Annotated in this window: 10 protein-coding genes; 2 read left to right on the top strand and 8 right to left on the bottom strand. The window is 71.4% G+C overall.

Going from position 1 to position 13062, the window contains the following annotated elements; genetic code table 11:
• Positions 1-26: 26 nt before the first annotated feature.
• The 5 genes from ABT360_RS21875 to ABT360_RS21855 all read right to left on the bottom strand — a co-directional run bounded on the left by ABT360_RS21875 (position 27) and on the right by ABT360_RS21855 (position 5269).
• Positions 27-1601: a SpoIIE family protein phosphatase gene (locus ABT360_RS21875; protein ID WP_351818943.1), complete on the bottom strand. Its 1575-nt coding sequence runs from the start codon at positions 1599-1601 to the stop codon at positions 27-29.
• A gap of 1 nt (position 1602) precedes the next feature.
• On the bottom strand, positions 1603-2169 hold the full coding sequence (locus ABT360_RS21870) for a methanogen output domain 1-containing protein (RefSeq protein ID WP_351818940.1): 567 nt from the start codon (positions 2167-2169) through the stop codon (positions 1603-1605).
• 221 nt (positions 2170-2390) lie between these two features.
• On the bottom strand, positions 2391-2609 hold the full coding sequence (locus tag ABT360_RS21865) for a hypothetical protein (RefSeq protein ID WP_351818937.1): 219 nt from the start codon (positions 2607-2609) through the stop codon (positions 2391-2393).
• Between the two features lie 388 nt (positions 2610-2997).
• Positions 2998-3903 (bottom strand): 5'/3'-nucleotidase SurE, encoded by a 906-nt coding sequence (gene surE, locus ABT360_RS21860; protein ID WP_351818934.1) that lies wholly within the window; start codon positions 3901-3903, stop codon positions 2998-3000.
• Between the two features lie 112 nt (positions 3904-4015).
• A complete protein-coding gene (locus tag ABT360_RS21855; protein WP_351818931.1) occupies positions 4016-5269 on the bottom strand; it encodes an MFS transporter in 1254 nt (417 codons plus the stop codon).
• Between the two features lie 535 nt (positions 5270-5804).
• Here ABT360_RS21855 and ABT360_RS21850 point away from each other — a divergent pair.
• Positions 5805-6812, top strand: a complete 1008-nt coding sequence (locus ABT360_RS21850) for a LacI family DNA-binding transcriptional regulator (protein WP_351818929.1) — start codon at positions 5805-5807, stop codon at positions 6810-6812.
• Between the two features lie 89 nt (positions 6813-6901).
• Here ABT360_RS21850 and ABT360_RS21845 read toward each other — a convergent pair whose 3' ends face one another.
• Both ABT360_RS21845 and ABT360_RS21840 read right to left on the bottom strand, forming a co-directional pair.
• On the bottom strand, positions 6902-7873 hold the full coding sequence (locus ABT360_RS21845; protein ID WP_351818927.1) for an alpha/beta hydrolase: 972 nt from the start codon (positions 7871-7873) through the stop codon (positions 6902-6904).
• 399 nt (positions 7874-8272) lie between these two features.
• Positions 8273-9865, bottom strand: a complete 1593-nt coding sequence (locus ABT360_RS21840) for a sigma-70 family RNA polymerase sigma factor (RefSeq protein WP_351818924.1) — start codon at positions 9863-9865, stop codon at positions 8273-8275.
• Positions 9866-10074: 209 nt separating this feature from the next.
• On the opposite strand from ABT360_RS21840, the gene ABT360_RS21835 reads away from it, so the two are divergent.
• A complete protein-coding gene (locus tag ABT360_RS21835) occupies positions 10075-10875 on the top strand; it encodes a DUF1206 domain-containing protein (RefSeq protein ID WP_444852299.1) in 801 nt (266 codons plus the stop codon).
• A gap of 77 nt (positions 10876-10952) precedes the next feature.
• Here the strand turns inward: ABT360_RS21835 and ABT360_RS21830 are convergent, their stop codons facing one another.
• On the bottom strand, positions 10953-12731 hold the full coding sequence (locus ABT360_RS21830) for a S8 family peptidase (protein WP_444852302.1): 1779 nt from the start codon (positions 12729-12731) through the stop codon (positions 10953-10955).
• Positions 12732-13062: the final 331 nt, after the last annotated feature.

Raw genomic sequence — 13062 nt, 5'->3', positions numbered from 1 at the left:
TGCACCCTAAGGACTGAAGGGCGTGTTCAGTCGGTGTCATTCGGGGGGAAGCGGACGATCAGCAGCGCCCGGTCGTCGGGCATGTCGGTGTCGGGCTGCTCGTGGAGGAGTAGTTCACATGTGTCCTGCGCGTCGAGACCGACGGTCGTGGCCGCCGTACGGGCGAGGCGGTCCAGGCCCACGTCGAGACTCTCGCCCCGGCGTTCGATGAGGCCATCGGTGTAGAACACCAGCGTCGAGTCCGGCGGGAGTGTGATCTCCGACTGCGGGAAGCGGGTGAACGGCACCGGGCCGAGCGGTGGGGCGAGCGCGTTGTTCAGGTACTCGGTGGAACCGTCGGCGTGGACCAGCAGGGGCGGCGGGTGCCCCGCCCGGGTGTAGCGCAGGGTCCGGTCGCGGTGGTGGTACGTGGCGTAGCAGGCGGTGGCCATCAGCCCTTCGTGGTATGTGCCCAGGAAGTCGTTCAGCTCCGCCATCACCGCCGGCAGGTGCTCGCTGTGCCGACGGGAGATGCTGCGGAGCACGGTGCTGATCTGGGCCATGGCCGTGGCCTCGGCGATGCCGTGACCGGCGACGTCACCGATGGTGAAGCCGACGGTGTCCTCGCCGAGCAGGTGGACGTCGTACCAGTCACCGCCGACGTCCACCATGTGCGTACCGGGGGCGTATCCGCTGGCGATGTCCAGACCGTCGACCTCCGGCAGGCGGGGCAGCAGACTGCGCTGGAGCCGTACGGCCAGGCGATGCTCGTGCTCGAACAGACCGGCGCGGCGCACGGCTTGGGCGATCTGCTGGGCGATGGCGGTGGTGTAGTCGACGTCCGGCTCGGCTCCCGGGGCGTGGTGCACCACCAGGCTGCCCAGGACGACACCTTCCGCCTCCAGCGGCACACGGTGCGACGTGTCCTGGGACGGAGCGGCGGGTGAGGCACCGTGCAGCTGGTCGAGATCGGTCCAGGACGCGGTCGTGACCGGAAGCGTGTCGCTGGGCGCGAGAGAGGGCACGATCCGACGCGGATGCAGCTCCAGGGTCACATCCACCGCGTCGAGGGCCTGTGGCGCGCTCTTGTGCACTGCCTCGCACACCTCGGTCAGATTGGCGCTCGCGGCGAGCGCGGCCGTGAGCCGGTACAGGCGCTGCATCCGGGCGCGGGCCTCGGTCTCGGCGCGCAGCAGCCTGTCCCGCTGCTCGGCGATCGCCCGGCGGTAGGCCATCTGCTGGTGCATGAGACTGACCCGCTGGCTGAGGGCCACGAACCGGTCACTGACGTCGAGCCGGGACAGGTGGAGCTGGAGCGCCGGCTCGGGGCCCTGCCACCACGTGGCGCGCGCACCGTGGCACCGCAGCCGCACCGGACGGCCCTCGCCGTCACGTGCCGTCATGACTCCGGGGAGAGCTGATCCGCTGCGCAGCCACTGCGCCAGCTGTTTCGACACCGCGTCGGCGTCGAGCACCAGCTCGAGCAGGTGCGCACCGGGCCGGAGGGTGTCCACGGTCCGGTACGTCGCGGGGTTGACGGTCAGGATCCTGCCCGAGGCGGTGCACACGAGGACCGCGTGCGGGAGGAGCTTCGCCACGGCGCGGAAAGCCGCCAGGTCCATCTCACTCCCCCGCTGGGACCGTCGGGGCGGCGCCGGCGGACCCCGGCGGATGCGCGTCGCCGAAGTACTCGCGGCCGGGTTCGTCGTCCATGTCCAGGTCGGGGGTGAGATGCACGACGACCCGGCAGCCCGAGCTGCCGCGGGCGATCGTCTCCTCCAGCTCGACACGGGCGTAACCGAGGTTCTGGGCGGCGATGGTGCCGAAGACGTTCGACGTCATCATGCACATGGACTCCCTGCCCAGCACCTTCTCGGCGAACGGGCAGCTGCGGCTGCCCAGGACGATTCTCTCGTCGTCCTGGGAGATGATGTAGAAATCACCCTTGATGCGCTGCTTGAGATCGACCAGGACGTCGGCGACTTGCTCCCTGGTGAGCCGCCGCACACCGAGGGCCGCCGTGTACGCGTGGTTGATCTGCGAGCCGACCGACTGGCCGACCAGGCTGATGTAACCGGAGGCTTCTTCCAGCCCGACCACGGACTCCAGGGAAGTCGCCAGTTCCCGGATGAGGCCGCGCATGAACACGTCGCGGTCCAGGCCCACGTCCGCTTTCCTCGCCGACTCCACGGCCGCTCCCTTCCACGTGGCGGAGCACCGTGCGGTCAGCCGGCGCCTAGGTCATCGGCAAGACAATGACCCACCGACCCCATGGCCCGAGGATATGCCTCTCGGCACTCCTTGCTGAACCCTTGCTTCAACGACCAAAGACAGGGTAGGAGAAGGCACCGGCTCCACGCGCCGGAAGCCCAGGCGGAACGCCCCTGGGGGTTACCGCTCGCGCCTACGACCTAGGCGCCCAGCCCGAGCACAGCCACTTCGAGGGGGAGTGCGGGGCGTGCGGGAAGGGGCGGGGGCGTCTGGGCACGGCCCGTGTGCGTGGCCGGGACGGCGTGCAGCGCCCTGATGCCGTCGGCCGCCCACCCCGCGTCCGTCTCGGGGAGGGAAAGGACCATGCGCCGGCCGTCGGCCAGGGTGGTTTCGAGCTTGTCCGGGTCGTTCTCCTGCATGGCAACTCACTTCCGTGGATACGACACGCTGTTCATGTCCAGCCTCGTCATGAAGGACGACGGTACGAGGAGAAAGGTTCACCTCCTCATCCCCTCCGCGAGGTGTTCGCGGGGGAACGGACCCATGGCCGGGCTTCTCCGGGCACCCTCCGGCCCTGCCTGCCGACCCCAGAAGTCGCACTCGTGGTCGGCAGCCAACCCCGAACGGGGTGCGGACGTCCCGGTGCCCGGTGCTGACCCTCGAGTCCTGGGACGTACCGGGCACCCGGTGCGGGCGAACGCTCCCCAGTGGCCCTTCACAAGGCCGGCCGCCCAGGCGGAGCCGGGTGGAACACGTCCCCGCCCTGAGCGCAGAGCCGCCAGGACGGGGAGCCCTTGTGTCGTACGGCTACGGGCGCAGGCCGGTGAGGAGCGTCGCGGTCCTGGCGAAGTCGACGCTGCCGGCGTTCCAGTCGGGAGCGATGGGCGTGATGGACACCTTGTCGGCGCTGATCGCCGCCACGTCGCCGCCCTCCTCGGCCGTCGCGGGGACCAGGCCGAGGTCCACCTTCCAGGTCCCGTCACCGGAATCGGTGTAGTCCGCCCTGAGCACGGGCTGCGGATCCTGGGCCGTCACGGCGGCACCGCGAGCGGTCCCCCTCCCGTCCGCACCGACCACCGGGTGATTGACGTTCAGGCCCACACCCTCGGGCAGGAGCCGCCCGTTCTTCGCCCGCGCCTGGAGCCGCTCGATGAGTTTGACGGTGAAGTCGTTGGTGGGCCGCATGGCGTTGAAGATGGGCTCCGGAACGGGGACCGCGAGTCCACCGGTGCTCACCGCGATCGAGGGCACACCGTGTTCCAGAGCGGCCACCGCGCCGCCGACCGTCCCGGAATGGGTGGCGAGAGCGGCGACGTTGGGACCGAAGTTGGTGCCGGACACCACGAGGTCGGGCGCGCGGTCGGCGAACACTTCGGACATGCCGAACGATACGGAGTCCCCGGGTGTGCCGTCGACGGCCCACACGCGGGGCTCGGGGTGCTTCACCGTGACGGTGGTACCACTCGTCAACTTCGTCCCGGAGCCGCTCTGATTGGTGAGCGGGGCGACGATGGTGACGTCGTGACCGGCGGCGGTGAGACGCTGGAACATCAGGCGGATGCCAGGAGCGTTGTAACCGTCGTCGTTGGTCAGCAGGATGCGCAGCGGATCGGACGGCGCGGCCTGCGGAGCGGCGGTCGCCGGCACCGTACCGGCAAGGGCCGGTGTACACAGCAGCAGGGTGGCAACGGGCAGGAGTCGCTTACGTCTCACGGTGTGCTCCTTCGACGGGAGAGGCGGAGGGGGACGGGAGTGGGGAAGACGGTCCGGCGGGCGCACGACCCCCGGCGTGCGCCCGCCGGGGACTGGGAAGGAGCGGAAGGCGTCAGCGCACTCCGCGGATCGGCAGGATGGCCAGCGCGCCCAACAGCGACAGGGCGCCGCCGACGAGGAACAGCGGCGTGTAACCGCCCAGGGCGGTCACGATGGCCGAGGCGACGAAGGGGGCGACGATCTGTGGTCCGGCGTTGGCGATGTTCAGTACGCCCATGTCACGGGCGGCGTCCTCCGCACGCGGGAGGACGAGGGTGACCACCGCCGTGTCGACCGCCATGAAACAGCCGAACGCAAGGCCGTTGAGGGCGCTGAAGGTGAGCATGCCGGCCCAGGTCGGGCTGATCACCGGCACCGCCATCACGATTCCGGCGAGCGCCGCCGACACACCGACGAAGACCTTCCGCCGGTTCCACCGGTCGGACAGCAGGCCTCCCACCACCGTGGACAGGGCCATCGCGGCCATCGACACCGGCGTCAGCACCGCCATGGCCTCGGCCGGCTCCAGGCCGGCGGGCAGTGCGATGTGGTCGTCCAGGATGTACAGCTGGTAGCCCACGACGGAGAAGTAGCCGAGCACCATCAGAGCCCGCCCGACGAACGCCCACCGGAAGTCGTGGTTGGTCAGGGCGGACAGGAAGGCGGCCAGCCGTTCGCGCCGGGGGACGGAGGGGGCGGGCTCCCGCCGCGGTACGTCGCGGCAGAAGGCGGTGAGGAGGAGCGCCGCACCGGCCACCACGGCACCGAGCACCAGGTAGCCGACGGTCAACCGGTCTGCCGTCCGGGAAGCGATCATCACGCCGACGGTGCCGCCGATCGGCAGTCCCAGTCCGACCAGGGCGGAGGCCGTGCCGCGGCGGGCAGCCGGTATCCGGTCGGGTACGACGGCGGTGACGGCGGCCTGGTAGACGTTCATCGTCGCCTGCACCAGGCACCATCCGATGCCGACCAGCACAGCGGTGTGCACACTGCCGAGGAACGCCAGTCCCGCGAGGGAGGCGAACGCCCCACCGAGGATCCACGGGTTCCTGCGGCCGGTGCGGTCCGACAGCGCGCCGGCGATCGGATTGCACGCGGTCGCGAAGACCGAGCTCACACCGCCCACGATGCCCAGGATGGCGACTTTGTTCGCGGGGTCGATCATGGCGATGTGGGTCGGCAGGAGTACCGCCCCCACCCCCATGTAGACAGCGAGCATGGAGGAGTTGGCGACCAGGAGAAGCAGCATCAGGCCGCGCCGGTGCGGTGCGGGTGCCGTCTCGGGCGCCTTGGGCCGGATCGGCTGGATCAGGTCATCGCTGGTCATGGCGACCACCGGGGCGTGTGGGTGTGTGGGCCGCGTGGGCCGCGTGGGCCGCGGTGCAAGGGAATGGGGCATGCATGTCGACTCCTCGGGAGCGGAGTGGAGCGCTGAGCTGAGACCTGTGGGCCGTGAGCGGGAGCGGGGAGGGGGAAGCGCCGGACGACGGTGGGTGGTTACACGTGTCATCGGCGATCGGTACGCCTTGTGTAGCACCCGGGAGGCGCCTTGGGTAGGCCCTGGCGCGATTCGGCTGCCAACCGTGACCGCCCACCTGGGGCGATGCAGTGACACGTGTAGCCACTTGCGGGGCGATCTGGTGGCTGCCGTTGTGGACGGGTAGATGTGGGCCTGGAAGCACCGCCTGGGCAGCACACTGCCGTTGCGGCCGGTGCGGTGCGGCCGCTTGGTGCGGTCAGGGCGGCCGGCCGGTTGGACGTGGTCGTTGCCGTGCTTCATGCGGACCGCAGCAAGTCCGCCACGTAACGCGTGTAACCTGAACGGGCAGGTCAGAGAGGGTGGAGGAAGCGGGGAAGGCGTCATGGGCAAGGAGTCGACCACACCGGCGGCGGTCACCAGCGCGGATGTGGCGCGCCTGGCGGGCGTGTCACGGGCCACCGTGTCCTTCGTCCTCAACAACACCCAGGCGCACCGGGTCAGCGACACCACACGGGCCCGTGTGCTGGCCGCGGCCGACCAGTTGGGGTACGTGCCGCACGCCGCCGCCCGATCGCTGAGGGCCGGCCGGAGCAACCTCGTACTGATGCCCGCCTCCGTCTCGGCGGCGGGGCGCCTGGTCAGCACGTGGATGGACGACCTTCACGGCGAACTCGAACGCCACGGGTACACGACCGTGCTGCACGCCGGGCGGTTCCCCGACGCCATGAGCGCCGCCCGGGCGTGGGCCGAACTGCGTCCGGCGGCGGTGGTCGCGCTCGACGGCGACAGCCTGACCGGTCGGGCCGTGGACGTCCTGCGCCGGGCCGGGGTACGTGGTGTGCTGGCGTTCGCCTCCGGACGGGTGGACGGCGTCCACGCCGTCGACTTCGACCATGCGCGCATCGGCGCGCTCGCCGCCGAACACCTCGTCTCCCGTGGGCGGCGGAGTCTCGGCGTGATCATGCCCCAGGAGCGTGGCCTGAGCACCTTCGCCCGGCCGCGCCTGGCCGGAGCCCAGGGCGTCGCCTCTCGCAGTACGGCGACCGTCACCCCGGTGGAGATGGCCTACACCCATGAATCAGCCGCCGAACTGGCCCGTCAGTGCGGTGAGTTGGGCCTGGACGGTGTGTTCGCCTACAACGACGAGTACGCGGCGCTGCTGCTGCACGCCCTCCGCAACAGGGGCGTCCCCGTCCCGGAGGAGGTGGCCGTCGTCGGGTCCGACGACCTGGTGCTGTCGGCACTGCAACAGCCGCCGCTCACCACCGTACGGCTGGACCTGCCCACGCCCGCGAGCATCGCCGACGCCCTGCACGAGCTGGTCGATCGCGGCGTACCGCCCGAGGTCCCGGGCGTGGAGCCCGTCCTCGTGCACCGTCAGTCGTCGTGACCGCCCGGCCGTGACAGGCCGGCAAGTCGGCCGCCGGGCGCGGGGCACCGTCATGGCGGCGTCCCGCGGCACGGTGCGGCGTCGGACGGTCAGGCGCCCAGGTGGCGGGCGAGGAACGCGACGCTCTCGGTGACGATCGGCGTCACGTCCGGCGTACCGAGGAAGATGTGGTCGGCGCCCTCCACCGGCCGGAGGGTCACCTCGGTACCCGCCCGCCGGAGGGCTCGGGCGAGGGTTTCGCTCTGGCTGTACGGCACGAGGCCGTCCGCCGTCCCGTGGATCAGGAGGAACGGCGGGGCAGTCGCCGCCTCCGCGTACGTGACCGGGCTGGCGGCACGTGCGAGGTCCGGCAACTGTTCGGCGTCGCAACCGAGCAGGGACGTGAAGGGGTTGGGGTAGTCGGCGCCGGAGGGAGCGGGCGGCAGGGCGTGCGAGAGCAGTGGCGTGAGGTCGGACACTCCGTACCAGTCGACGACCGCCCGGACGCCGCTGTCCTCGTCGCGTACGCCGACGTCGCCTTCCAGTGCCGCGCCGCCGGCACCGTTCGTACCGACGAGCCCGGCGAGGGCGGCCAGGTGGCCGCCGGCCGACTCGCCCCAGACGCCGATCCTGTCCTTGTCGATGCCCAGGCCCGCGGCGAAGCGGCGCACGTAGCGGATGGCGGCCTTCACGTCGTGCACCTGGGCCGGGAACGGTGCCTCCAGGCTGTGGCGGTAGTCGATGCTCACCAGAGCGAGACCGGCGCCCAGGGCCGCGCCGTGCAACAACTCGACGGGAACGGTCGGCGGCGGAAAGCGGCGGTCACCCTCCAGCCAGCCGCCCCCGTGGATCCACACCACGGCCGGCACCGGACCGTCGGACGCGGGGACCCGCGCATCGAGCAGACGCGGCCGGTATCCGGGGGTGCTCGCGTAAGTGACTCCCTCGAAGACGCGTACACCGTCCTGGCCGACCAAGGGCGGAGCGGGGGCGAGGAAGGCGGGCGGCGGCCATCCCGTGTCGAGACCGCCGGGTGGCGGGACTGCGGAGGCTGCGGGGGCTGTGGAGGGTGATTGCGTCATGTCCGCTCCTTCTGCTGGGCGTGGATCCGGTGGGCGCTGCGCCGGGGTGGGCGCGTGGGGCTCGACTGCTTCGGTTACACGTGTAACAGGGCTTCTGGCGGCGCAGTATATGCCCCGCGCTGAAGTGTGGAGAGCCCTCAGCGCGCAGAAGTTGCACGAACTTGATGCCGCTCCACAGCCGCCGGAGGCCGGATTGAGCGACCGGCGTACCTCGACCCGGGCCTGCCGGAGAACTCCTGCCCGAGGACCGGAACGCGACCTCCGCGCGCCGCCTCTTCCAGCAACTGCACGCCGTGCTCGCGGAGCCGAGCGTGCCGTACGTACATGAAGCGACCGGTCGCCAGGACCGGGCGGCGGGCGACCGGCCGCCGCCGGAGCAGGCCCGGCCGCCCCGGCCGGTCAGCCGCGCGCGCCGAACACCTGGGTCCACCACGGCCCGCCCGGCCCCTCGTGGATGCCGAGGCCGATCTCCTTGAACGAGCAGTTGAGGATGTTGGCACGGTGACCCGGGCTGTTCATCCAGGAGTCCATGACCGAAGAGGGGGTCTGCTGGCCACGGGCTATGTTCTCGCCGTACGTCGACCACTGGTAGCCCGCCGCCGTGACCCGCTCGCCCGGGCCCTCGCCGTCGGGGTTCGTGTGGTCGAAGTAGCCCCGCGCGGCCATGTCGTCGGAGTGGCGGCGTGCCGCCGTGTCCAGCAGGCCGTTCTGGCTCACCGGGCCGCACCCGTTCTTCGACCGCTCCGTATTGACCAGCTGGGTCACCTGCTCCGCGAACGAGCCGGACGGAGCCTCCGGCCGCTCGGGCTGCGGGACGGACCGCGTGCGGGAGGGGGACGGCTCCGGAGGCGGCTTGGGTGCCGTCCGGCTGGGCGTCGGCTTGGGCGTCGGCTTCTTGGACGCCGACGCCGAGGGCGACGGGCTCGCAGAGGCGGACGGTGATGCCGAGGCCGACGGGCTCGCGCTCTTCCGGGCCGGGGCGGAAGAGGGCGCGAGCGGTGTGCGGGACGGTTCGGCCGCGTTCTGCGTACGTACCTCCCGGCCGCCCTCGTCGGGGCCGAGGAACTGCAGCCCGGCCACGCCGCCACCGGCCACCAGCAGTGCCGCCGCGGCCACGGCCCCCCGCCGCTGCCGCCGACGCCGGGCCTGCCGCTCCTGTCGCCGGCCACCCGTACCGGACCCGCCCGGCCCCCCGGCTCCCGTGAGGACGAACGTGTCGCCCGCACCGCCCCCGGCGAGCCCGGCGGCCACCGGCACCAGACCCAGGCCCACCAGCAGCCCCTCGGCGGGGACCAGCCCGGCACCGTGACCCGAGCAGACCGTGCACCCGCGCGCGTGCCGGGCGATCCGCTTGCGCCAGAGCGCCGACGGCAGCCCGTCCCACCCGGCCAGCGCGTCGCCCAGCAGCACACAGCGCGGGACCGCCGTCAGTGCCCGCACGACGATCCGGGCCGTCTCCAGCTGCGCCTTCATGCGCTGCACGCGCACGGCGGTGTGCTGCGGCGTCAGCTCCATCGCGTCGGCGACCTCGGTGCGGCTGAGCTCGCCCGCGGCCTCCAGCCACCACAGCGACAGCAGTTCCCGGTCACCGTCGTCCAGCCACCGGGTCGCCTCGGCGACCTCCCGCCGCTGCCCGGACAGGCCGAGCCGCATGATCGTCAGGTCCACGAAGTCGGCGCCGGGGTCGGCGAGCTCCGCCCCCTCGGGCAGGGCGGAGGCGAGGGCCGGGTCGAACCGGTGGTCGCGTATCTGGTTCATGGTGATCGCCACGAGCCACGACCGGAACCGCTGAGGGTCCCGTAGCGAACCAAGACCACCGAGCGCCCGGATCATCGTCTCCTGAACGACGTCGTCCACATCCGCGTGCCCGCTCAGCGCCCGTCCGACGATGTTGTAGACGAGCGGCAGGTACGCCGAGACCAGCTCGTCCTGCGCCCGCTGGTCCCCGGCCTGCGCCGCCCTGACCAGCCGTACCTCGTCTGTCTGGCTCACCTCTCGGCTCCTTTCTCCCCCGGGCGGCGATCCGCCCGACACCTGGGAGACCGGCCTGCGGGCCGGCGATAACGGAAACAACGGAGAACGACGAAAAACGTGAAGAACTTCGAGAACTCCGCGCACTCGCGTCCCTTGCGGCACGGCCCCCGGGCCGTCCCATTGTTTCCGGTCCCCGCCGCGGGGCAACGGGGAGGGGGAGGTGCTCAGTGAGCGTACGAAGCAAGGCAAGGGGCAAGAGCGGCAGAACCGTGGTCGAGGTCGCGGGGCGGTGGGGATTCGCCGCACGGGGCGTGATCTTCCTGCTCGTCGGCGTCCTCGCCCTGCGGATCGCCTTCGGTGACAACGCCGAACAGGCCGACAAAGGGGGCGCCCTCACCGAGGTCGCCGCGCAACCGCTGGGGTCGGTGCTCCTGTGGCTGCTGGGCGTAGGGCTGGCGGGGATGGTGCTGTGGCAGCTCACCGAAGCGCTGTGGGATCACAAGACGACACGGCGGCTGCTGGCGGCCGGGCGGACCGTCTTCTACGGGGTCATGGCCTGGTCGGTGTTCGTGTTCGCCGCCGGCGACCACAGCGGCGGTGGCGGGGAGAGCGACCGGCAGTCCCACGACATCACGGCACGCGCGCTGGAACTGCCGGCCGGGCAGTGGCTCGTCGCGGCGGCCGGTATCGCCATCGCGGTCACCGGCGCCGTCGGTGCCGTGCAGGCGGTCCGGCGCACCTACCGCAAGCACCTGCGGCTGGGCGACATGAGCCCCCGGGTCCGCGACGCCGTGGATGTGACAGGGGTGGCCGGGGGAGTGGCCCGCGGGCTGGTGTTCATGGTGGCGGGCGGGTTCGCGGTGCGTGCCGCGGTCACCTACCGGCCGAGCGAGGTGAAGGGCCTCGACGACACGATCCGCTCCTTCGCCGACACGCCGGTCGGCCCGTGGCTGCTCGTGGTGTTGGCGGTGGGGCTCGCCCTGTACGGGCTGTTCTCGTTCGCGATGGCGGTGTGGCGCCGGGTGTGAGCCACCGCGCACGGCACCGTTGCGTGCCCCGCGGCTGACGCGGGGCACGCAACGGTGGGGCCGTGGGCCGACGGTGCTCAGAAGGTCAGGTTCCAGGCGTCGATCTTCCCGGTGTCCTGGTTCGCGATGTCACGGACCCGGAGTTTCCACGTGCCGTTGGCGGTTTCGGCGGAGGCGTTGACCGTGTAGGTCTTGCTCACGTTGTCCGTACCGTCGTTGTCGGCGAAGTCCTCCAGCGGGTACACCGTCCCGTCGGGCGCGACCAGGGAGAGGACCAGGTCACCGCGGTAGGTGTGCGCGATGTTCACGCCCGCCTTCAGGGTGGCCGGCGCGTTGCCGTTCACGCCCGAGACGGTGAGGGGGCTCTCGACGGTCGCGTTGTCCGTGATCGCGACGTCCGTGGTGGTCTCGAAGTACGGGCCCGGGGGAGGCGTCGTACCGCTGACCGCCTTCAGGGCGTCGGTCTGGCCCTCGCCGAAGAAGCCGTTCTTGGTGGTCGTCCCCGTGCACCGGGTGTCCGAGGGGCAGGCCACGTCCACGGCCTGGACCCCGAGCCGGGTCCGGATGTCGGCCGGGGTGGCGGCCGGATCGGCGCTCGCCAGCAGCGCGGCGACACCCGCGACGTGCGGCGACGCCATGGACGTACCGTTCATGTTGCCGTACTTGCCGCCCGGCAGGGTGGAGTAGACGCCGGACGCACCGTCGCCGCCCGGCGCGGCGATGTCGATGACACCGTTGCCGTAGTTGGAGTACGAGGCCTTGACGTTGCCCTTGCCCATCGCGGCGACCGTCACGACGCCCGGCAACTCGGTGGGAATGTCCAGGCAGGCGTTGGTGATGGTGCGCGTGACCGGCGTGGAGTCGTTGGGGCTCTCCGTGTCGACCGTCTTGTTCGCGAGGTCGAGGTTGGAGTTCCCGGCCGCCGCGATCTGGAGCGAGCCCCGCCTCTCGGCGTACTCCTGGGCACGCCGGACGCCTTCGATGATGGCGGCCTGATCGGCGTTGTCCGGGCAGTTGAACTGCCACGGGTCCGTGTAATAGCTGTTGTTGGTGACCTTGAAGCCGTGGTCACCGGCCCACATGAAACCGCAGATGGTGTTCTCCGCGAAGAACAGGCTGCTGCCGGGCTCGGCGATGCGGACCGACGAGATCTTCACCCCGGGCGCCACACCGACGACGCCCTTGCCGTTCTTGGCGGCCGCGATCGTCCCGGCGACGTGTGTCCCGTGCGTACCGACGTCGCGCCAGGCGCCGGCGCGGGTGTCCGCCTTGCCGTACGCGCAGGAGACGGAATCGGCCGCGTTGAAGTTCGGGGCGATGTCCTGGTGCCGGTCGTCCACACCCGTGTCGAGCACGCCGACCTTGACCGCCGCGGAGCCGGTGGTCACGGCCCAGGCCTGGTCGGCCCTGATCTGGGTCATGTCCCAGCGCAGGCTCTCGGTCAGCGTGGTCGGCGACTGGGACGGGTTCGCCGGGAGAGCGGGGTTGTACGCGTCGGCCGGGACGTCCGAGGTACGCGTCGCGCCCACCTGCTGGACTCCGGGGACACTCCGCATGGCGGAGGCGAAGCCGGCCGATGCGGAGTGGGCGACGATCACACCGATCGCGTCGTAGGAGGCGAACACCGACCCGCCGTTGGCCGTCACGGCCGACTGCACGGCGGAGGTGCCGCCGGGGGCGGTGATCACGAGGTGGGCCCGGGTCCCCGCGGCCCACGCGGCGGCGGAGGCGGGGGCGGCGGAGGTGGCGGGGTCGGCGGCAGGTGCGGCGGCCGGAGCAGGAACGGGGGCCACGGCCTGTGGGGCCGTGCCGACGGCCGTGGCCTGGGTTCCAAGGGCGAGCGTGGTGCCGATCACGGTCGCGGCGACCGCGATCGACTTCGCCGGGAGCCAACTGGATATGTGACGTATCAACGCGTCCTCCGAGTCCCGGCGTGCTGGTCGGGCCGCCGGGCCGAATGGGTAAGGGGTGAACGCAAGATGTCAGACGTGCGAATCGCTGAGAAGGAGGGGAAACCCTTGCTGCTCCCGGCGCGGGACACGAGGGTTCGCGGAGTGACTCGTTGGAGTGTTGGTTTGCCCTGATTTGCATGTGTTTTGCCGCTGCCGCCTCCCCACGCGTTCGGTGCCCGTTTCCGTGCGCATCCTGTGCGTGCCTCGTGCCAGCTCCCCGTCCCCGTGCGACGGC

This window comes from Streptomyces sp. NPDC000229 (assembly GCF_040300825.1).
Lineage (GTDB): Bacteria > Actinomycetota > Actinomycetes > Streptomycetales > Streptomycetaceae > Streptomyces.
Note: the sequence above shows the minus strand (reverse complement) of the source record. Positions and strands in the feature narration are given on the sequence as shown.

Bases quoted from the DNA above. Each gene is read 5' to 3' on its own strand.
- ABT360_RS21855 (WP_351818931.1), bottom strand. From the start codon at position 5,269: ATGACCAGCGATGACCTGATCCAGCCGATCCGGCCCAAGGCGCCCGAG.
- ABT360_RS21850 (WP_351818929.1), top strand. From the start codon at position 5,805: ATGGGCAAGGAGTCGACCACACCGGCGGCGGTCACCAGCGCGGATGTG.
- ABT360_RS21875 (WP_351818943.1), bottom strand. From the start codon at position 1,601: ATGGACCTGGCGGCTTTCCGCGCCGTGGCGAAGCTCCTCCCGCACGCG.
- ABT360_RS21865 (WP_351818937.1), bottom strand. From the start codon at position 2,609: ATGCAGGAGAACGACCCGGACAAGCTCGAAACCACCCTGGCCGACGGC.
- ABT360_RS21845 (WP_351818927.1), bottom strand. From the start codon at position 7,873: ATGACGCAATCACCCTCCACAGCCCCCGCAGCCTCCGCAGTCCCGCCA.